Below are 21,085 nucleotides of genomic sequence, written 5' to 3' on the forward strand. Positions count from 1 at the left end.
GTTGTGAGTTACTCGCTCAGTGCCAGACCCGGTAGCTGATGCCAGTAGCCATTGCACTGCATATCCTGCTTGTCCGATTTTGTGGGTAAGGTTTCTGCCAAGGCGATGGATGCCATGGAAGAGGGCGAGATTCGGAAATAATCGACTCCCATCGCTTGCATCTGGGATTGCTGGCCGCAGAGATCCATATAATTTGCCGATTGAGTCTGAATACCGTTCAATCGCAGCAGTGGCTGATCTTCCTGAGTTTGCACCAGTAGGCCTTCCGGGTTTTCGATACAGATGGTTTGGCACTTGTCTTTAGTCAGCCCTTTGTGGCGAGCGGTAAAGCAGCGTGCCGAGTGCGCCAGCGGCATGAAACCATGACCAAAGACTTCCACTTCAACGTTTCGCGGCGCGAGATCGTCAAGCACCTGAGTGAGCCATGCCTTTGATAACTCCAACGGCATGACGAATCGCTGCATGCCCCAACTGGCAAATTTCTTCAGTGTCGCGGCGTTATAGCTGTTGATGCTGGGACCGCAAACGAAGGGCAATCCCTGCTCTTTGGCAAGATAGATGGCACCGATATCGTTGGCCTCTATGGTAAATTCACCATTTTCTACCTGCTTCTTGAGTTCAGTAAATTCAGACTGAGCTTCAATCAGCGTTAAGGTGGAGAGCACCACCTCCTTACCTGAGTCCTTTAGCATCTTCGCCAAGGCCAGATAATCGCCGAACTTTAGCTCGCGGCGACGACTACAGACAGTCTCGCCCAAGTAGATGAGTGGGACATTGCTTTGCGCCACGGCTTGATAAAATTCGACCACCTTGTCTTTGGGCCAGCAATATTGAATCGGTCCTAATGAGGTTTTCATCTTGTTATCCTTTTATCTTTATTGCTCGATGTTATTGCCAGGTACGTTCGTAAGCGCCGAGCGTAGTGACCTGCCCTTCGGAGACTTTTGCTAAGGCGTTATCCCATTGGGCCTGTGTGGTATAGGCCTGCGGGTCATTTAAGTAAGTATCGATTGCTTGACGCCACACGCGGGTGACCTGCTCGACATAGGCTGGGCTACGTTGACGCCCTTCAATCTTGAGCGAGACCACCCGCGCCTTGGCTAGCTCAGGGATTAGGCTGAGGGTGTTGAGACTGGTGGGTGATTCCAGCAGATGGGTCGCCTCTTTACTGTCGCTGGTGGTGTATCGCCCCTTGCAAACCACGGGGTAACCCATCTGTTCATCTTTACTCGATTGATCGATTAACACATGGTTGAGCCGCGTCTGCTGGTTATTACCCACCTCCTGCCAGCGCACATGCTTAGCCGGTGAGCAGGAGCCACCCGTGTTAGGGGATTGTCCCGTTACATAGGAGGAGAGATGACAGCGTCCTTCTGCCATGATGCACAGGCTGCCAAAGGCGAAAACCTCCAGATCCACAGGGGTTACCTTGGCGAGATCTCTTACCTGCTTCATCGACAACACACGGGGGAGCACCACACGTTCGATATTGAACTCTTTTTTATAGAGGCTTAGGGCGCCTAAGTTGGTGGCACTGGCCTGCACCGATAAGTGCAAAGGCAGATGGGGGTAGCGGCTATGGGCATAATCAAGCAGGGAGAGATCAGCCATGATCAGCGCATCCACACCTGTGTTGGCTGCCAGGTCAATCGCCTGGTACCAGCGCTGTTCTTCGCCAGGTTTGGGGAAGGTGTTGATGGTCAGAAAGATCTTCTTGCCCGCTTGTTGGGTGAGTTTAGCGGCTTGTGCTAATTTCTCTGGTGTAAAGTTAAGCCCAGCGAAGGAGCGGGCGTTAGTGTCATTCTTTAGCCCAAGATAGACGGCATCAGCACCGGCGTTTAAGGCGACTTTTAGTGAGGCAAGGTTACCCGCCGGACAAAGAAGTTCCATATGCTGTTCTCTCTTAAAAAGTGTGAAGTGTAAAAGGGAATGGCTGAACAATTCTTGATGTAAAACAGGTTTGTGATCATAAAATCTGGTTAAAATTGATTTCCGTATCACTTCCGATAGTTATTGTCGGGAATCGAGCAAAATATAGATCGAACTCATTATATCGGTCTTCAAATCGAGTAGGAGAACCTCAGTCATGCAGCGAAGTGTGTTGGCAAATATGGCCAAACATCTATTGCAATATGGGCCAAAAGTTATAGCCAAGCCTTTAAATTTAGTTCCATTTTCGATCAAGTCGCAGTTGTTGGAGCGGATATTGAATCTGCTGATGTCAGCCCAGATTAAAGATGGCGAACTGGATTTTTTGCATGATCGCTGGGTGAAGATCTCGGTAACCGATCTGGAGCTTAGCTTCGAGGTGAGTTTCGATGAGCGACTGTTCGTCAGAGAGCGTGGTGAAGCCGAGGTGAGTTTCAGTGGTTGCAGTCAGGAGCTGCTGCTGATAGCTGCGGGTAAGGAAGATCCCGACACCCTGTTTTTCCAGCGCCGTCTGGCGATTGAGGGGGATACCGAGCTGGGGCTTGAGGTGAAAAACCTGTTGCTGAGCATAGAGTTCGATACCATGCCAGTGTTTATGCGCCAAAGTATCACTCAGGCGGCGAGCATGCTAACTCAGTTACAGCGTCAGGCCAATATGCCTTGGGCCTAAATGAGCTCTTAAGCTAACGGCTGATGAGTCATTAAAAAGCGAAGCTAATGCTTCGCTTTTTTGTCTCTATTTTTTATCTCTATTTTTGTTGCTCTAGAGGTGAGTGATTCATCACTCGAAGGGTTGGCGCCGCTTCGTCTTCGCGCGTTAATCGATGGGCTTGCCAGTGATCAGGTGATATTTGACCAGGAGTTCATCCTCTGATTCCACATGGGCCGGATCGGGATCGATACAGTCTATCGGGCAAACAGAGACACAGGTCGGCTTGTCATAATGACCGACACACTCGGTGCACAGGTTGGGATCTATCTCATAGATCTCTTCACCCATGGTGATCGCCTGGTTAGGACACTCAGGTTCACACATGTCGCAGTTAATACAGCTGTCGTCGATCAGTAATGCCATCTATTTGTCTTGCCTTCTAAAAAATCTCTATTAGTGCCTTGGGTCATGACCCCGTCAGGTAAGCGTCTTGGCAGACCGCCTGTCGGCCGGCCATTATAGCACAGGCACAGAGTAAGCCTAATCACCAGCTTCGTCTCTACTAAGCAGTATAGGAAAAATGCCAGGGTCCCCCAAGTGACTGCTTGAGTCCAAAGGCCGTTGGGTTAAGCTTGGGGGGAGAGGCTCATAAAAAAACAGCCCGAAAGGTTCGGGCTGTTGCTGTTGTTTTACGGATGGGGCTGGCGAGTGCTCTGGCCATCGGTGAGGTTACGCATCAAGATGGCGCGCTCAACCTCGACTTCGGCGGGAACCGGTAGGTAGACGAAGTGACCCGAACCTAGTCCTGCCTCGACGCTCTCGCCTTTGCGGTTTTCCAGCTGTTCTATGGTCAGATTCATGTTGCCCTGTGGCGTCATCAACTCGACGCTGTCGCCCACGGAGAACTTGTTCTTCACATCGATCTCCGCCATTCCTTTAACGTTGCGCTTGCCGGTAAATTCGCCGACAAACTGTTGGGTGTCGCTGATAGAGTAGCCGTAGTCGTAGTTTTGGTACTCGTCATGTACGTGGCGACGCAGGAAGCCTTCGGTGTAACCACGGTGCGCCAGTCCTTCGAGCTGATACATGAGCGCTGGATTAAACTCACGGCCCGCAGCGGCATCTTCGATTGCCTGGCGATAGAGCTGGGCGGTACGCGCCACATAGTAGAAGGACTTGGTACGACCTTCAATTTTCAGTGAATCTATGCCCATCTTAGTCAGACGCTCGACGTGCTGAATGGCGCGCAGATCCTTAGAGTTCATGATATAGGTGCCGTGTTCATCTTCGAAGGCGGGCATATATTCGCCCGGACGTCCGGCTTCTTGCAGCAAGACCACTTCGCTGCTCGGCGCACCTTCGCCCAGAGTTGGATTATGCATCTGCACCTCAGGGTTAACCGCCACTATGTCACCCGTTTCGGTTTGCACTGCTTCGTGGGCGTCATACTTCCAGCGACAGGCGTTGGTGCAGGTGCCTTGGTTGGGGTCACGCTTGTTGATATAGCCAGAGAGCAGGCAGCGTCCAGAGTAGGCCATGCACAGGGCGCCGTGGACGAAGACTTCGAGTTCAATATCAGGGCAGCGCTGGCGGATCTCTTCGATCTCATCGAGCGAAAGCTCGCGAGAGAGGATCACACGTTTGATGCCTTGCTGCTGCCAAAACTTTACCGAGGCCCAGTTGATGGCATTGGCCTGTACTGACAGGTGAACGGTCTGATCCGGAAAGGCTTCGCGTACCATCATGATAAGACCTGGGTCTGACATGATCAGCGCATCGGGCTGCATGGCCACCACAGGCTCCATATCCTTGATATAGGTTTTGAGCTTAGTGTTGTGGGGGGCGATATTGCTCACCACATAGAGTTTTTTGCCTAGGCTATGGGCCTCTTGGATACCTGTTGCGAGGTTTTCCATCTTGAAATCATTGTTTCTGACACGCAGGCTATATCTCGGTTGGCCTGCGTAGACCGCATCGGCGCCATATGCGAAGGCATAACGCATATTTTTAAGGGTCCCGGCAGGAGACAGCAGCTCAGGTTTAAACATCATTTCTCTCAATTAACAGGTATCGAACAAACTTGGGGCGGGCATTTTACTCAATGGGGCAAGGCTTATGCAAATCAGAAATTGATTATTTTATGTTCAATAGGTGGCAAAGGCGGTTGAAGGCCTCATATTCTGATAAAAATAAGGCAATTAATAACCTATAATCTGAAACTTAGCTAAAATTACACAAATTCTTAACTGGATGGGTGATTTTTACCATCGCGGTTAGCAAGAGTGCTGATATACTCTGTGGCAACATCATTTAGGGTATAGTTTTTTAAGGAGTTAGAATGTCTAGCGAGCATCAACTACTGGTTGGGTTACTCAAAAAGTTAAAGGCGGATGCGCTAATTCTGCCCACTTTGCCCGAGGTAGCAATGCGCGTTCAAGAGGTGGTCTCCCGCCCCGACTCCAGCCCGAAGCAGGTGGCCGAAATTATTGGTCAAGACGCTGCCATTTCGGCTCGTATGATCAAGGTGGCCAACAGTGCCATGTACAGCCGCGGCATTAAGGCCGAAAACATTAATGCAGCGGTGACCCGTATCGGCCTGACTCAGATCAAGGCAATTGCCACCTCGGTAGCCATGGAGCAGCTCTTCATCTCGACCAACGAGATGGTGTGGGAGGTGATGGATGAGGTGTGGCGTTCATCCATTGAGGTGACTTCAGCGGCCTGTGCCTTACTGCTTAAGTATTCTAAGACCCATAAGCAGTGTGGTTTAAACTATGACACCTTGACCCTGGCTAGCTTGGTTCACAATATCGGCGCCTTGCCTGTGTTAACCGAGGCTGAGGCAAACCCACACTTGTTTACCAGTATCGAGCAACTCAGAGCCTTGGTGAGAAAGATGCAGGGCCCACTGGGGCGCGCTGTACTCAAGAGCTGGGACTTCTCACCCGAGGTGATGGAAGTGGTCGAGCGCTGGGCCGATCTCCCTTATCTTCCTGATCATGTCACCTACCTGGATTTCGTGCGTTCTGCGGCCTTCTACACTGGCGAACTACGTGCCGGCCATGAGCTGGAAGAGCGTCTGGATGTGTTTGTAAAACGTGGTTTGCCTGTGACGCCTGAGTATCTGGGATCGGATGAGTTTCTCGATAATTATCATTCGATTAAGTTAAGTTATGAATAGTCTAGCGAGCTATGCATCAGGCATAGCCGCTTTTGATGTTTCTCCTTTCATTTAAGCACTAGGGATAGCGTGGCTGCGACTGAGCTGATTTGGTTAATTGTATATCTGATAGCAATCGGCATCGCTGGTATCATTTATTGTTACTGGCATAGGCGCACTGAGCTTAAGTTTCTTAAAAGCTTGGTTACTCAGCTGAGTCAGCAACATAAAGTGCGCCAGCCCCTCAACCTCGTCTCCATTCCCTATCGTTTCATTCCCTTGTATGTGCAGCTACAGCATCTGCTCAAGCAACTGCCTCCCCCAAAAGGGCGCGATAAGCTGACCGGACTGCTCAATCGGGTCGGTCTTAAGGCCGAGCTGACTCGCAAGATGCCGCTGACTCACGGTATGTTTGTGCTTATCGATATTCATCGTTTTCGTTATGTAAACGATCTCTTTGGCTTTTCCCTGGGAGATAAGCTGCTGCAGGCGCTGGCGGAGCGATTGGCGCGCCGTATCGGTCATAAAGATATCTTGGCGAGAATGAATGAAGATGAGTTTCTGATCTATTTTAAGACTCCCATGAGTGAGGCTGAACTTAGCGTTTTGCAGCAGAGTCTGCAGCAGCCAATCGGTATCAAAGGGACTGTTATTAATCTGCAACTGCAAATTGGATATTTGGAGTTATCTTTACACCACGCCGATGTCAGCCAGATGCTGCGCCGTCTGGATTTGGCCTTGGTGCGAGCGAAGGAGAGTAGCAACTATATCGCCGCCTACCGAGAGGGCGATGATCGCAGCCAGCACAGGCAGTTGACCATAGTCAGTTGCTTCCCTAAGGCGCTTGAGCAGAATGAGCTCTATCTGGTGTATCAGCCCAAATATAACCTGGCAACGGGCAATTGTACCCATGCCGAAGCTTTGATCCGTTGGGAGAGTTCGGTACTGGGCACACTCTCTCCCGGGGAGTTTATTCCCTTGCTCGAGTGCGCCGGGATGATCAGTCTGCTGAGTCAGTGGGTGATCGATCAGGTGTTGCAGCAGCAGGTGCGCTGGCAAGAGAGCAATATTAGGTTGCAGGTGGCTATCAATCTGGCGATTGACGATCTTAGTGAGAGGCAGCTTAGCGAGCGGATTATCTCACGGCTTAAGCAGCAGGGCCTTAGCGCTAATCTGTTGGCGATAGAGATCACCGAGAGCCAGCTGATGACAGACATGGTGCGCACCGTTGCGGTATTGAATCGCCTTAAACGCGCAGGTGTAAATGTAGCCATCGATGACTTTGGTACAGGGCACTCCTCCTTGGCCTACCTTAAACATCTGCCTGTGGATGAGGTTAAGATAGATAGAGCGTTTCTTATGGGACTGGAATCTGATCCCCGAGCCCAGCATATAGTTAGCAGTGCCATCGAATTGGCGAAAGGCTTAGATTTCTCGGTAACGGTTGAGGGAGTGGAGCAGATGAGCGTGTTTAATCTGCTTAAAGATATGGGGGCGGATAAGGTGCAGGGGGATATTTTCGCTAAACCTATGACGGCGGCAGAGCTAGAGATGCACTGGCGCCGGCTTAATCGCCCCATAGGTGAACAGGCCTCTTAGTTTCATCGCGTTTTGAGGCCTGCAGATGTTACAGGCTAATAGGCTGATCAAAACTTTGGCTCAGCTTGGCAATAAGTGGCCCTGACATTGGGGACAGTTGCCTTGCCTTGTTCATACAAACCATTTCGATATGCGCCGTAACAGCCGGCTTCTTACCATTAGGCCGCCAGATCTCTTGTTGCCATATGGTGCGGTATTTACTCTCAAAATAGAAGCGGGTACGCACATCTATGATGTCGGCAAATTCTACGCCCTCATGGCACAGCATGTCACTGCGGTAGACGGCAAAGCCGAGCCCTTCTTGATGCCATAATTGAGCCAGATTATCGGCCCCAATCACATGCTCGCGAGCCCGCTCGAAATATTTGAGAAAGTTGGGGTGGTAGACCACACCTGAAAAGTCTGTGTCTTCGTAATAGATCTGAACCGGGAAGTGAAAGGTGGCGCTGAATTTATCTTGCTTGCTGCTCATCTACACGTATGCCTAGGCTACAAAGAAAGGCGCTAGCTTAGCATATTCTTATTGTAACTCGCGCCCTAATCTGTCCCGATCGCCTTGAGACTGTCCATGATTGCCTGATAACTACCATCTTGTTTTAAAGCGGTTAGTCCCTGGTCTAATTTTTCGGCATAGTGCTGAGCATTGGGGCTCTGTTTAGAGAAGGCGACATAGAGATCGCCGGTATGATTGTGCACGCTTGGCCCAATCACTCGATCAACCCCCATTTGCTGCAGGTATTGCTTGGCAACCTCGTCATACATAATGGCGGCGTCAATACGGTTGAGCAGTAGTAAATTGATTAACTGATTATGATTGTCCAGTTCGATCAATCTGAGTTGATTCAGCTGCTCTAGCTCGTCGCCGTATTCATATCCCTTGATAATGCCGACCACAAATCCTTGGGGCAGGTGCCACTTGTCTTCGGCCGTTATCGGGTGAGCATTATTTTGATAAAAAGAGGCCGATGCAGTAAACAGGGGCTGTTTACCGAAGATAAACTCCGACTCGGTTTTACGCTCTTTATGCAGGTTAAACACCCCATCGACAAGCCCTTGTTTGGTCATGACCACCCCTCTCGCGTAGGAGACCACTATACTATCGACATCGATATCAACGCGGGCGAAGGCCTGCTTAACCAGCTTGTGGGATAGTCCTTTACCATAGGGATCGGCAAATGGGGCCCAATTATCTTCCGCCGCTAGTCTTACTTTGGTCGGTTCTGTGGCCACTTGGGGGGCTAGTTGAGATTGGGTCTCGGCCGTAACGCTAAAACTGACAAGCGTCAGCAGCAGGCTCAAGCTGAGTCCAAAAGTGGTGAATAATTGCAGCATCAGATTCCTTGCAGAGTGCGCATCCTTAATGCGCCCATGATAAGGGGTTTTTAGGGGAGATCAACTGCGTAGCTTCGTGTTTTCTAATGATTTTTGTAGCCTTATTGCTACAATTGGGCAGATTTGCGGCGTGTCTCGCTGCAACTTATGCCAATCTTGGTGAGATCTCCTGTAGTGAAGGCTGTGCAGGAAGGAGTGAGTTACTTTCAAAATCATTGGCTTAAACTGATTTTTGTCAGTCCTTTTTTGTGGGGCTTCTGCTACACTCAGATTGATGTTATCAGATTGATAATAAAAACCTTAGATCCTCTATGAACCAAGATATTTTATTTGCGCTTTCTCAAAATGCCGCACTCTTGTTGATTTTGGTGTTTATCTACGATGCGGTGCCTCGTCAGCAACGCAGCGAGTATTTTCTATTGTGGCGTTTGGGTATAGGTGTCGTTATAGGTGGCATGACTGTGTTAATCATGGTCACCTCCTGGGAGTATCAAGAGGGCTTTTTCATTGATACCCGCTCAGTCGTCTTAGCCATTAGTGGTCTCTTTTTTGGTGGCTTACCGACCTTTATTGCCGCGTCGTGTGCCGCAGCTTACCGCCTGATTCAAGGTGGAGAGGGCATGTTTCTTGGACTAATCGTCATCATTGCCTCCGCCTTGTTTGGCAGTATTTGGCGCTACAATCGAAAGAGTGCTATTGCCGATTTAACTTTTACCGAACTCTATCTGTTTGGTTTTTTACTCCATTTTTCAATACTTTCTCTGCTTTTGGTTGTGCCATTCGCAATGTTTGTTGAGCTCCTGCTTCAGGTCGCTCTACCTGTGATGTTGATTTTCCCCTTGGTGACCGCGTTGATCGGGCTGCTGCTTGCAAGGCGGCTGGAGATTGAGCGCGACGCTAAGATTTTGCTACAAGACGATTTTATTTTTCGTTCGCAGTTTAATGTCGGCAACATGGGGATCGCCATTACCTCAGTCGATCAACGTTGGATGAAGGTAAACCCTCGCTTGTGCAAGATGCTTAAATACACAGAGGCTGAGCTGTTAAATCGTACCTGGTCGGAACTCACCTACTTTGAGGATCTTAATGCTGATTTAGAGCAGTTTGAGCGCATGCTTAAGGGAGAGATTGACGCTTACGAGATGGATAAACGTTTCGTTGCCAAGGATGGAGAGATTGTTTATACCCACCTGACGGTTGGGTGTCGACGCACCCACAATATGGTGGATATGGTGATCGCCGGTTTTATCGATATTACCGAACATAAAAGGGCTGAAATGGCGATGCGTACCAGTCAGGAGCGGCTAGCCTTGGTACTGGAGAGTAGCGATCTTGGCCTGTGGGATTGGGATATAAAGAGCAATCAAACCAAACGTAACCCATGGTGTGCCAGGGTGCTGGGTTGTGAGCTGGAGCAGCTCAATCAGGATAGTCGACTCTGGATCGACGCGATTCATCCCCAGGACAGAATGGAGGTGCTTAATTCTATCGAGCGCCATCTGAAAGGGGAGACGCAAAAACACAGCATAGAGTATCGCTTGATAAGCCACAGCGGAGAAGAGCATTGGATTTTAGATACGGGTAAGGTGGTGAGTCGGGACCGCAATGGTTTACCTACCCGTATGTGCGGCGTGCATTCAGATATTACCGAGCAGAAGCAGGTGCAGGAGTCACTGGAATTGGCAGCATCTGTATATAACAACTCGAGCGAAGCTATGAGCGTGCAAGATGACCAGGGGTTCATCATCACCATCAATGCCGCCTTTACCTCAATCACAGGTTATACAGAAGATGAGGCGCTGCAAAAAAATATCCGTATCTTACAGTGCTCGCGGACGCCCAAAAGTCAATATGATGAGATGAACCGCGCCATTCGCGACAGTGGCTATTGGCAGGGGGAGCTCTGGATTAAGAGCAAGAGTGGTGATGAATACATGGTCTGGCTCACCATTAATACCATTTTCGACCAGTACGGTGAGGTTTACCGCCGGGTGGCCTTATTCTCCGATATTACCGAGAAGAAGGAGGCGGAGCAGATCATCTGGAAGCAGGCTAACTATGACCCGCTGACAGGCTTACCTAATCGCCGTATGTTACTGGAATACTTAAGTACCGAGATACTGCGAATCGATCGTAATAAAAGTCATTTTGCGCTGATGTTTCTCGATCTGGATTTCTTCAAAGAGGTTAACGATACCTTAGGCCATGATATGGGGGATCTGCTTCTGCAGGAAACCGCGAAGCGCCTTAAGGGCTGTATTCGTGAGTCGGATGTGGTGGCACGTTTAGGCGGTGATGAGTTTACCGTGGTGCTGACGGGCATTGATGCGCCCAGCGGCGTCGAGCGGGTGGCGCAGAGCATTCTGGAGCGGATTGCCGAACCCTATAGTTTAGGCGATGAAACCGCCTATATCAGTGCCAGTATTGGTATCACCATCTATCCCGACGATGCGACCAGTATCGAAGGTTTGCTTAAGCATGCCGATCAGGCGATGTACGCCGCCAAGGAGCAGGGGCGCAATCGTTTTCACTATTTCACCCCTTCGATGCAGGAGTACGCCCGCTATCGTATGGCTTTGATTAAAGATTTGCGTAATGCCATCAATCGTAAGGAATTTGAGCTGTATTATCAGCCGATTGTCGATATGCAAAAGCAAGGTGTCTACAAGGCGGAAGCCTTGATCCGTTGGCAGCACCCCGAGCGGGGACTGGTGTCGCCGGGTGAATTTATTCCTATCGCCGAGGAAACGGGATTGATCAACGATATCGGCAACTGGGTATTTGAGAAGGCGGCCCAGCAGAGTGCACGTTGGCGCACTCAGTATGGCGTTGAGATCCAGATCAGTATCAACAAGTCGCCCATCCAGTTCCGTGATGAAGGAGATACCTTTGCCGAATGGCTGGCGCTGCTGCGTCACTTAGAGCTATCGAGCAATGCGATTTGCGTCGAGATCACTGAGGGCTTGCTGCTCGATGCCTCCATGGGGGTCAAAGATAAGCTGCTGGCCTACCGTGATGCTGGGATTCAGGTGTCACTGGATGACTTTGGTACAGGTTATTCCTCTTTGGCTTATCTGAAAAAGTTTGATATCGATTATCTCAAGATTGATCAATCCTTTACTCGCCACCTAGAATCAGATAGCGATGGTGTCGCCCTGTGTGAGGCTATCATAGTGATGGCCCATAAATTAGGGATCAAGGTAATTGCCGAAGGTGTTGAGACTCAGTTTCAGCATGACATTCTCGCTAATGCCGGCTGCGATTTCGGCCAGGGGTATCTCTACTCACGGCCTGTATCGCTGGTTGAGTTTGAGCGCTGCTATGTGGTTAATCGTGATAGCTAGCCCTTTCCTACTCGATATAGCGATACCTTTAGTCCGGCATTTTTGCTAGACTCCGCGCTCACTTTTTGTCACCTCATAGGTCCCCCATGAATTTTGATGCACTCTCATTAAACCCACTGCTCGCTCAGGCTGCCGAGGCATGTGGTTATCAGGCATTGACTCAGGTGCAGGCCAAGGTGATCCCCAGCGCCTTAGCTGGGCAGGATCTGATGGCCTGTGCCGAAACGGGCACGGGCAAGACGGCGGCCTTTAGCTTTGTCCTCTTGCAGCGTTTGCTGAATGAGCCAAGAAGGCTAGGACAGCTCACGGCCTTGGTATTGACCCCGACCAGAGAGTTGGCCATGCAGGTCGCTGAGAGTATCAGCCGCTACAGCCAGTTTACCGAGCTGACGACCCTGGCCGTTTATGGCGGCGCCAACATCAATCCTCAGCGTAAAGCTTTAGCCAAAGGGGTGGACATTTTGGTAGCGACCCCTGGACGCCTATTTGACCTGATTGGTCAGCAGGCGCTGGATCTTGGCGAGGTCGCGCATCTGGTGATCGACGAAGCGGATCGCATGTTGGATATGGGGTTTGTCAAAGATATCGAGCGAACCAAGCGTCTGCTGGCTGAACCTCATTCCACTATGATGTTTTCTGCGACCTTTAGCCCGCAGGTCAAAGCCCTGGCAACCACTATGCTGGATAACCCTGAGTGGATTAACGTTGTCCGCCAAGGCAGTGGCCCCAAGATAGAGCAGAAGGTCTATACCTTGGATGGCCGTCGCAAGGCCGAGCTGCTCGCCGAATGGGTAGGGCGTCATAACTGGCAGCAGGTGCTGGTGTTTGTGAACACTAAGGAGAGCGCCGAGCGCCTGCACAGGGAATTGACGCTGGATGGCATTAAAAACGCCGTATTTCATGGTGATAAAACCCAGGGGGCGCGCAATCGAGCGTTAGAGCAGTTTAAGGCTGGTGAGCTCAGGGTATTGGTGGCAACCGATGTGGCCGCCCGTGGTCTGGATATTGCCGCCTTGCCTTTGGTGATCAACCTGGAGCTGCCAGATGATCCTCAGGATTATGTGCACCGCATAGGTCGTACCGGCCGTGCAGGGTTAAGCGGTGTCAGTATTTCTTTGGTGGCCAAGAAAGATGAAGCCGCCCTGGCGACCATAGAGAGCCTTATCGGCATGACACTAGCGCGTCATGTAGAGCCTGGCTATGAACTGGGGGCGCCACTACCGGCCAGATACCGTGAGCTGGAGAGTGCGTCTCAGCCGAAGGCAGCAAAACGCGATAAGTTTAACAGCAAATTTAAGGGTAAGTCCCAGGGGCGTTCAAATGGGGGCAAGCCTGGCGGCGCGAAACGTGGTGCGGGGCGTACACACAAGAGCGGCCCTAAAGTAAACAAAGACTGACCCAAACGAGCCGCCAATTAGCCCTGCCGTGTTATTGAGTCCTTATATATCCTAGGGCGTGTCGTGGTATCTTGTTATCACTCGCGCCGTCCTAGTGATTGTTGATGTTGGAGCCTTGCATGATCCTCAAACCTATACCTACCCATGTAATCACCGGCTTTCTTGGCGTAGGTAAAACCAGTCTTATTAAGTATTTGCTGTCGAATAAGCCTGCCGATGAAACCTGGGCCGTACTGGTGAATGAGTTTGGTGAAATAGGCATAGACGGCGAGCTGTTAAAGGGAAGTGATACGGGGATCGCCATCAAAGAGGTGGCGGGTGGTTGCCTGTGCTGCGCCGCTGGCGTACCGACTCAGGTGGCGGTGAATCAACTGATTGCCCGGGCCAAACCCGACAGACTCTTGATTGAACCGACGGGTCTTGGGCACCCCAAGGAGATCGTCGAGGTGTTAAGTCAGGGGCATTTTCAGCAGGTGATCGCGCTAAAGAGCACTATCTGTCTGGTGGACCCGAGAAAACTACAAGATGATCGTTATCTACAGAGCAGTCTGTTCATCGACCAGTTAAGGATTGCCGACCTTATCCTAGCGACCAAGATGGATCTTAGCGATGAGGCGGATCTTACGCGTCTGCAAGGTTTTTTAACCCAGCAGGGGATCACGGCAGCTCCCGTACCTGTCAGTTTGATGCAGACACCTAAGGTGGGTGAGCAATCTCTGTTTGTCTTTATTTGCAGCCACTATTTTGATCGGGCTACGGCCTGGCACACTCAGCCTGCGATCAAGGCGCCTGCTAACGCTATGATGCGGCCAGCGCTGCCGTTTGAAGAGGCACCAGAAACAGAGATTGCATTTGACGAGCAGGGGATCTACCGCGCCAGTAATCAGCATGAGGGAAACTATAGTGCCGGTTGGGTGTTCGATTGCCGGTTTGAGTTTGATTTCGAGGGGCTGATCGCCTGGGTGAAGGGACTGGAGTGCTTACGTTTTAAGGCTGTGGTGATCACCGATGAGGGGATTGCCGCGCTTAACTTGGTGGATGGTCAACTGACGGTGATGGAGCTCGATGATAGTCTGGATTCTCGTCTCGAATTGATCGCCTCAACGGCTATCAATGTGACTGATATCGAAGCGGCGCTGCTGCAGCTATCTAAACCGCTCGCTATCTGATATCTTCGCATCCCAACAGCCGTTTGTGTCGATTTATTAACCCCTATGCTTGAAAGCAGCCAGAGTTCTCCCTTAGCCACTGAGCCCATCCCTAAACTGGTGTGGCGTTATGCCATTCCCACCATTCTCTCTATGGTGGTGACAGGCGTCTATGTGGCTATCGACGGTATGTTTGTGGGCCACTATCTGGGCGAGGTGGGTCTGGCCGGCATGATGTTGGCCTATCCTGTGGGCGCCATTCTCTATGCCATCGGCGCCCTGATCGGCATGGGCGCTGCTGCGTTAGTCTCGATTAATCTCGGGCTCAACGACGTTAGCCGGGCCAGACACCTGTTGGGTAACGCCTTTACCCTCTGTTTGCTGGCGGGGGTGGTTTTTGCGCTGGTGGGTACCCAATGGAGCGAGGCTGTGCTGATCTGGCTTGGCGCCGAAGGTGAGGTGCTGAGTAGTGCTCTGGAATATCTGTTTTGGTATTTTGCCCTCGGCGTCTTCCCCATCCTCGCCATCGCCTTTACCGCTTTGCTGCGAAACGATGGCAGGCCAGGATTTGTCACTGTTGTATTGATTATATCCGGATGCCTGAATGTGTTGTTAGACTGGCTCCTGATTGTCGTTTACCCCTTTGGATTAGCCGGGGCGGCGATTGCGACCATGATCTGTCAGGCCGTTACCGGGCTTCTTTGTCTGCAGCATTTCTTCACGTCTAAGACACGCCTAGGGATTAACTGGCAGCAGATGCGTCTTAATCTGGACCACTGCATTAATATCCTCAGAGTGGGCTTTCCCAGTTTCCTGATGAACCTCTATCTGTCTATCGTGCTCACCTTGCACAATATGGCGTTTCTTTGGGTGGGCGGCGCTATCCATGTGGCGGCTTATGGTGTGGTCAGTTATGCCGAAGCCCTCTTTTATCTCATTTTCGAAGGGATAGCTTTTGGCACGCAGCCGCTTTTGAGTTTCAATACCGGGGCTAAGCGTTTTGACCGGGTCTTTGAGACCCTGAAAATCGTTATCATCATGACGCTGGTAACGGCGCTGGCGGGTGTTGCCTTTATCTATTGGGTACCAGAGTACCTGGTCTACATCTTTGCCGGCGATAACCCTGAATTAACGCCTGTGGCGATTGAGGGCATGCGTCTCTATTTCTGGGGGCTGCCGTTCGAAGGGCTGATCTTGGTGGGCGCGGCGTTTTTCCAGGCCATTAACCGTCCGCGCGAGGCGTCGATACTGACCGGCAGTAAGCTCGTGTTAATTGCTCTTGTGCTGTATCTGTTTGCCTGGTTGTTTGGCGTAGCTGGCGTGTGGGTCTCTCTAGCGACTTGCTCTTTAGTGCTGACACTGTGGATGATTTACGTTATGAGTAAGCTTTCAAAGGATTTAAGTCTGTCCTGATTCCTGATACCCTAGAGGGGATTTTCGTTTCCAGACCGAGAGTGGATACGCAGGATGTGCCAAGGTGGGCCTATCCTGGCTGTTAGCGGTAAGGTTGACAACGGAAACCTATGTTGGACGTTCACAAATAAGGATATTTGTTCATGAAAAAGTTTTTCTCCGGTGCGGCGTTATTAGTCTGCGCGCATCTTATTGCCCCGTTTGGCATCGCTTCCCCTTTTAGTGACAGTTACACGGCCTATCAGCAGGCACTTGCCGAGCAAGATAAGGCGAAGGTGGTGCTCACCGCAGCGAAAGCCTATGAGCTTGGGCAGGGCTATTTTGAGCCAGGCAGTGTGGATGTCGCCAACCTTGAGCTTAATTTGGCCACGGCGCTACAAGACAATGATGAGATACAGACTGCTCATCAACACTTCAACAATGTTATTGAGATCTATCGCCAGCACTTTGGTCACGATGCCTTGGAGCTTATTGACCCCTTGATCGGTGCGGCGCAGACCATGGAAGCTTCCAAAGAGAAGGTGAAATTATTCCAACAGGCGATCTCTATCGCCCAGGATAGCGATAAGCCTCTGCTGCAGGCAGAAGTAAAGATGCTGACTTTTCATGGTTTGGTTTCGACTCAATTCTATACCCGAGATATTCGAGACGAGGCCTTGGAAGCCTACCAAATCTATCGTCATGAGCTGCCAGCCGATGCAATGGCGCGGATTAAGGCTGCTTACTATGCCGGGATGATTAAGGCGGCGGAGAAAGATGAGGATGAGGCGATCGCCCTGCTGGAGGAGGTCGTCAAGCAATTCTCTGTACTGGACTATAGTCACCCCTATAAACTGGCCGCCCATGCTCGGTTGGTGGAGCTTTACGAGGCAGAAGGCTTCAGTGACAAGTCGACTCAGCATTGTGTGGCCATTGGCAGCATGAGGCCTTGGTCAGATGAACAGGATCAGGCACCTATCTACCGTGAGCCACCTAAATACCCTCTCTCATACGCCAGAGACGGCCGGGAGGGGTGGACTCAGATGAGCTTTACTGTGGATGAGCAGGGCTTTGTGCGCGACCCAGTGGTGCTTGCCTCTGAAGGGGGACAGTTGTTTACCCGGGAATCGTTGAAGGTGATCAAACGTTGGCGATATGCGCCTAAGTTTGTCGACGGAAAGCCGATACCGGCAGAGGTCACAGTGCAGCTACACTATCAGCTGAATTAATCTTAACGCCCGAGCTAAGCTCGGGCTTTTTGTTGCCCGTCTACAATCAGCTTTACCCACTTGAATCACTTGCTATATCGCCGCTGAGTGTTTCCAGCGAGGTTAAAACAGCTTGCTGCCCCAGCCAAGCTTGTTTCTTAGTACGTGGAAATAGTTGTAGCCCTTGGGATGGATCAGTCTGAGCCGCTCTGAGCTTCGGCGCACTATGATCTCATCGCCAGGCAAGACTGGCAGGGTGACGTGACCGTCACAACTAACCTCTAAGGCGTCGCCATTATGGGGAGACACGACCAGCTTGATGATGCTGCAGGCGTCGACCACGATAGGTCGGCAGGAGAGGGTGTGTGGGAACATGGGGACTAAGATTAATGCCTCAAGGTTGGGCGTTAAAATTGCACCGCCAGCCGATAGCGAATAGGCGGTCGAGCCTGTTGGCGTCGAGACTATCATGCCGTCAGCGCGCTGGCTGTACATGAACTTGTCGTCGATGTAGACCTCAAATTCGATCATATGGGCAATCTTTCCTGGGTGAAGTACTGCCTCGTTGACCGCGGTATTGCTGGACTTCATCTCGCCGTGCCTGTGCACCTCAGATTCCAGTAGGAACCTGTGCTCAGTTTCGTACTCGCCTTGCAGTACCTTGCCCAGTGCCTCTTCGAAAGTATCAGGGGGAAGATCGGTCAGGAAGCCTAGATTGCCGCGGTTAACTCCGATTACGCCGATATCGAAACGTGCGAGCACCCTTGCAGCACCCAGCATATTACCGTCGCCGCCTACGACAATGGCGAGATCGCAATATTCGCCTATTTGCAAAAGATCGACCGATTTGACCTGAGGACCAATCTCTGCGGCCACCCGCTCTTCGACGTAAACATCATAAGACTGCATGGTTAACCAATGATGCAGGCGTTTAAGGGTCTTATGCGTACCTGAATGGTGGGGTTTGCCGATTAAGCCGATTGTTTGAAACGCTTTGCTCATATTTCTGTTCGATCTATGCCTAGGGGCTATTGATCTTTCCTATTTGTTTTTGCAGCAATTTGTGGGCGATTTATATCAGGCAGAGCCCGAGTCGTTATTCTACATAAACGGGCGATAACCCAGTAGAAATCGCCTATATAAAGTTGCCTGAAGGGTTCATCTAAACGTACCCAGCTCTGTGTTGCGTGCTATTTACATAGCATAAGGATGCGACACAGTACGTGCCTTGAGCAAAACACGTTTAGATTGAACAAAAATCAAATCTGAAAGATAAACAGACCCTAGGGCTTGAAACCTCAAATTTGATCCCCATAATATGCCCAGAGCATGCAGAAACAAAGCATTTTTAGCTGGAGTAACAATGAGCAAAGAGTCAGACAAAGCCCAAGAACCACAAATTGAAGAAACTGAAGCTGTAGAAGTTGAAACCGAGGTGGTTGAAGATGCAGCCAGTTTGATGGACGAACTTACCCAAGCTAATTTCCGTGTTGAAGAGCTAGAACAAGCCCTGGCAGCTGCCGAGGCTAAAGTGGAAGAGCAGAAGGATTCTGTGATTCGCGCCGCTGCCGAAGTGGATAACGTACGTCGCCGCGCGGCTATCGATGTCGAGAAGGCGCATAAGTTTGCCCTAGAGAAGTTCGCAAATGAGCTTTTGCCTGTGATCGATAACATGGAGCGCGCCCTGCTAGGTACCAGCCCCGAAGATGAAGCCACTAAGGCGATCTATGAAGGGGTAGAGTTGACGCTGAAGAGTTTTACCAGTGCGGTAGAGAAGTTTGGCCTGACCCAGGTGAATCCACAAGGTGAGGCGTTTAACCCTGATCATCATCAGGCGATCGGTATGCAGCCAAGCGAAGAGTTCCCGGCTAATACTGTGATGATGGTAATGCAAAAAGGTTATATGCTGAACGAGCGTCTATTGCGTCCTGCCATGGTGATGGTGTCTCAGGGCGGCGCGAGCGTCGATACTCAGGCATAAGTTGATTGCTTTAAGAGATTAAAAAAGGCCTCATTAAGAGGCCTTTTTTGTGGGCTGAGGATCAGGCTTAGTCCGCCAGATAGGCGCGGATCTGCGCTTCGATACCCGGGCCATCGAGTTGCAGTTCGGCCAGGATCTCGCCGCATTCACCATGCTTGATAAACTCATCGGGCAGGCCGATATTGAGCACAGGCATAGGTTGCTTCAGCTGCTGTAGTACTTCCAGCACACCAGAGCCAGCGCCGCCCATGATGGCGTTCTCTTCCACCGTAACCAAGAGGTCATGACTGTCTGCCAGCTGTTTAATCAGCGCCACATCCAGTGGTTTAACAAAACGCATGTCGGCCAGGGTGGCATCTAAGGCGTCTGCGGCCTGACGCGCCGAGGCGAGCGTAGTGCCAAAGTTAAGGATGGCAATCTTCTTACCCTGACGTTTGATGAGGCCCTTGCCTATCTCCATCGCCGTCATGGTTTCAACCTGAGGCTCTCCTGTGGCACTGCCTCTTGGATAACGTATGGCCGTGGGGCCCTCGTTATAGCAGTAACCTGTGTAGAGCATCTGACGACATTCGTTTTCATCCGAGGGTGCCATGATCACCATGTTTGGAATGGCGCGCATATAGCTGAGATCGAAGGCCCCTTGGTGGGTTGGGCCGTCTGGACCTACGATACCGCCGCGGTCGATAGCAAAGATCACCGGTAGCTTCTGTAGCGCCACGTCGTGGATCAGCTGATCATAGCCGCGCTGCAAGAAGGTGGAGTAGATAGCCAGTACAGGTTTATATCCCTCACAGGCAAAACCTGCGGCTAGGGTGACCGCGTGTTGCTCGGCAATGGCGGCGTCGAAATACTGTTTCGGGAAACGCTGAGAAAATTCTACCATGCCAGAGCCTTCACGCATGGCGGGGGTGATCCCAAGTACCTTGTCATCCTTCTCTGCCATGTCACACAACCAGCGTCCAAACACCTGAGAGAAGGTGGGGTTAGCGGGTTTCGCGGCAGGTTTTGCGAAGGTCGATGGGTCAAACTTAGGTACGGCATGCCAGCCGATAGGATCTTTCTCGGCAGGCTCATAACCGCGACCCTTCTTGGTCATGATATGCAGTATCTGCGGGCCAGAAAGGTTACGCATGTTGCGTAACGTCTCGACCAGAGCGTCGACATCATGGCCATCGATAGGGCCGATATAGTTAAAGCCGAGCTCTTCGAACATGGTGCCAGGGACAACCATGCCTTTTAGGTGTTCTTCGGTGCGCTTAGCCATCTCTTTGATGACTGGCATTCCCTTGAGCACCTTCTTACTGTTTTCGCGGATCGTGGTATAGAGACGACCCGACATCAGCTGTGCCAGATGATTGTTGAGTGCACCGACGTTTTCCGAGATAGACATCTCGTTGTCGTTGAGTACGACCAGCATGTCGTTGTGCAGATCGCCGGCGTGGTTCATGGCTTCAAATACCATGCCGCCTGTCATGGCGCCATCGCCGATGACGGCAACCACCTTACGACCGGCTTGCTCTTTTTCAGCGGCCACGGCCATGGCTAGCGCGGCACTGATAGAGGTGCCAGAGTGTCCTACGCTGAAGGTGTCATATTCACTCTCTTCACGCCAAGGGAAAGGATGAATACCGCCCTTTTGGCGAATGGTGTGCATTTTATCACGGCGGCCAGTGAGGATCTTATGGGGGTAAGCCTGATGACCCACATCCCAGATCAGGCGATCGAATGGCGTGTTGTAGACATAATGCAGCGCCACTGTCAGTTCAACCGTGCCAAGGCCAGAGGCGAAGTGGCCGCTGGAAATGCCTACCGACTGTAGGAGGTAACTTCTGAGTTCATCAGCAAGTTTTGGTAGCACCCCTTGTGGAAGCTGTCGTAATTCGTCGGGGGTGTCAGCCTGTGCCAGCACAGGGTATTTCGTAATATCCAAACTCATAGCGAGA

Annotated in this window: 17 protein-coding genes; 9 read left to right on the plus strand and 8 right to left on the minus strand. The window is 51.1% G+C overall.

Annotated features, from left to right (window positions below; genetic code table 11):
* Positions 1-8 precede the first annotated feature (8 nt).
* Both CFF01_RS05460 and ubiU read right to left on the minus strand, forming a co-directional pair.
* Positions 9-857 carry a U32 family peptidase gene (locus CFF01_RS05460; RefSeq protein ID WP_088904122.1) on the minus strand — a complete coding sequence of 283 codons (849 nt, stop codon included), beginning with the start codon at positions 855-857 and terminating at the stop codon, positions 9-11.
* Between the two features lie 31 nt (positions 858-888).
* Entirely contained in the window at positions 889-1,890 is a 1,002-nt protein-coding gene (gene ubiU, locus CFF01_RS05465; RefSeq protein ID WP_088904123.1) for a ubiquinone anaerobic biosynthesis protein UbiU, read from the minus strand.
* A gap of 196 nt (positions 1,891-2,086) precedes the next feature.
* Between ubiU and ubiT the strand changes: the two genes are divergently transcribed.
* Positions 2,087-2,599, plus strand: a complete 513-nt coding sequence (gene ubiT / locus CFF01_RS05470) for a ubiquinone anaerobic biosynthesis accessory factor UbiT (protein ID WP_088904124.1) — start codon at positions 2,087-2,089, stop codon at positions 2,597-2,599.
* Between the two features lie 147 nt (positions 2,600-2,746).
* On the opposite strand, the gene CFF01_RS05475 is transcribed toward ubiT, so the two are convergent.
* Positions 2,747-3,004, minus strand: coding sequence for a YfhL family 4Fe-4S dicluster ferredoxin (locus CFF01_RS05475; RefSeq protein WP_088904125.1), 258 nt, complete (start codon positions 3,002-3,004; stop codon positions 2,747-2,749).
* 266 nt (positions 3,005-3,270) lie between these two features.
* Positions 3,271-4,629 carry a prephenate-dependent tRNA uridine(34) hydroxylase TrhP gene (gene trhP, locus CFF01_RS05480; RefSeq protein ID WP_088904126.1) on the minus strand — a complete coding sequence of 453 codons (1,359 nt, stop codon included), beginning with the start codon at positions 4,627-4,629 and terminating at the stop codon, positions 3,271-3,273.
* Positions 4,630-4,919: 290 nt separating this feature from the next.
* Between trhP and CFF01_RS05485 the strand changes: the two genes are divergently transcribed.
* Both CFF01_RS05485 and CFF01_RS05490 read left to right on the plus strand, forming a co-directional pair.
* Entirely contained in the window at positions 4,920-5,762 is an 843-nt protein-coding gene (locus CFF01_RS05485; RefSeq protein WP_033537449.1) for an HDOD domain-containing protein, read from the plus strand.
* Positions 5,763-5,831: 69 nt separating this feature from the next.
* Positions 5,832-7,340: a putative bifunctional diguanylate cyclase/phosphodiesterase gene (locus tag CFF01_RS05490; RefSeq protein WP_088904127.1), complete on the plus strand. Its 1,509-nt coding sequence runs from the start codon at positions 5,832-5,834 to the stop codon at positions 7,338-7,340.
* A gap of 28 nt (positions 7,341-7,368) precedes the next feature.
* Here the strand turns inward: CFF01_RS05490 and CFF01_RS05495 are convergent, their stop codons facing one another.
* The gene (locus CFF01_RS05495; RefSeq protein ID WP_088904128.1) at positions 7,369-7,812 is read right to left on the minus strand and encodes a thioesterase family protein; all 444 of its coding nucleotides are present in this window, start codon (positions 7,810-7,812) and stop codon (positions 7,369-7,371) included.
* A 65-nt stretch (positions 7,813-7,877) separates the two neighbouring features.
* Positions 7,878-8,672, minus strand: a complete 795-nt coding sequence (locus CFF01_RS05500) for a substrate-binding periplasmic protein (protein ID WP_088904129.1) — start codon at positions 8,670-8,672, stop codon at positions 7,878-7,880.
* 311 nt (positions 8,673-8,983) lie between these two features.
* Here CFF01_RS05500 and CFF01_RS05505 point away from each other — a divergent pair, with 311 nt between their 5' ends.
* From CFF01_RS05505 to CFF01_RS05525, 5 genes are all read left to right on the plus strand, one after another.
* Positions 8,984-12,016, plus strand: a complete 3,033-nt coding sequence (locus tag CFF01_RS05505; RefSeq protein WP_088904130.1) for an EAL domain-containing protein — start codon at positions 8,984-8,986, stop codon at positions 12,014-12,016.
* Positions 12,017-12,102: 86 nt separating this feature from the next.
* Positions 12,103-13,413 (plus strand): DEAD/DEAH box helicase, encoded by a 1,311-nt coding sequence (locus tag CFF01_RS05510; RefSeq protein WP_088904131.1) that lies wholly within the window; start codon positions 12,103-12,105, stop codon positions 13,411-13,413.
* Positions 13,414-13,532: 119 nt separating this feature from the next.
* Positions 13,533-14,582: a CobW family GTP-binding protein gene (locus CFF01_RS05515; protein WP_088904132.1), complete on the plus strand. Its 1,050-nt coding sequence runs from the start codon at positions 13,533-13,535 to the stop codon at positions 14,580-14,582.
* 45 nt (positions 14,583-14,627) lie between these two features.
* Positions 14,628-15,974, plus strand: a complete 1,347-nt coding sequence (locus CFF01_RS05520) for an MATE family efflux transporter (protein WP_088904133.1) — start codon at positions 14,628-14,630, stop codon at positions 15,972-15,974.
* 143 nt (positions 15,975-16,117) lie between these two features.
* Positions 16,118-17,182: a TonB family protein gene (locus CFF01_RS05525; RefSeq protein ID WP_088904134.1), complete on the plus strand. Its 1,065-nt coding sequence runs from the start codon at positions 16,118-16,120 to the stop codon at positions 17,180-17,182.
* A 102-nt stretch (positions 17,183-17,284) separates the two neighbouring features.
* On the opposite strand, the gene nadK is transcribed toward CFF01_RS05525, so the two are convergent.
* Positions 17,285-18,163 (minus strand): NAD(+) kinase, encoded by an 879-nt coding sequence (gene nadK / locus CFF01_RS05530; protein WP_033537457.1) that lies wholly within the window; start codon positions 18,161-18,163, stop codon positions 17,285-17,287.
* 361 nt (positions 18,164-18,524) lie between these two features.
* Between nadK and grpE the strand changes: the two genes are divergently transcribed.
* On the plus strand, positions 18,525-19,142 hold the full coding sequence (grpE, locus tag CFF01_RS05535) for a nucleotide exchange factor GrpE (protein WP_033537458.1): 618 nt from the start codon (positions 18,525-18,527) through the stop codon (positions 19,140-19,142).
* 67 nt (positions 19,143-19,209) lie between these two features.
* Here the strand turns inward: grpE and dxs are convergent, their stop codons facing one another.
* On the minus strand, positions 19,210-21,078 hold the full coding sequence (dxs, locus tag CFF01_RS05540) for a 1-deoxy-D-xylulose-5-phosphate synthase (protein ID WP_088904135.1): 1,869 nt from the start codon (positions 21,076-21,078) through the stop codon (positions 19,210-19,212).
* Positions 21,079-21,085: the final 7 nt, after the last annotated feature.

Source organism: Shewanella marisflavi (genome assembly GCF_002215585.1).
Classification (GTDB): domain Bacteria; phylum Pseudomonadota; class Gammaproteobacteria; order Enterobacterales; family Shewanellaceae; genus Shewanella; species Shewanella marisflavi.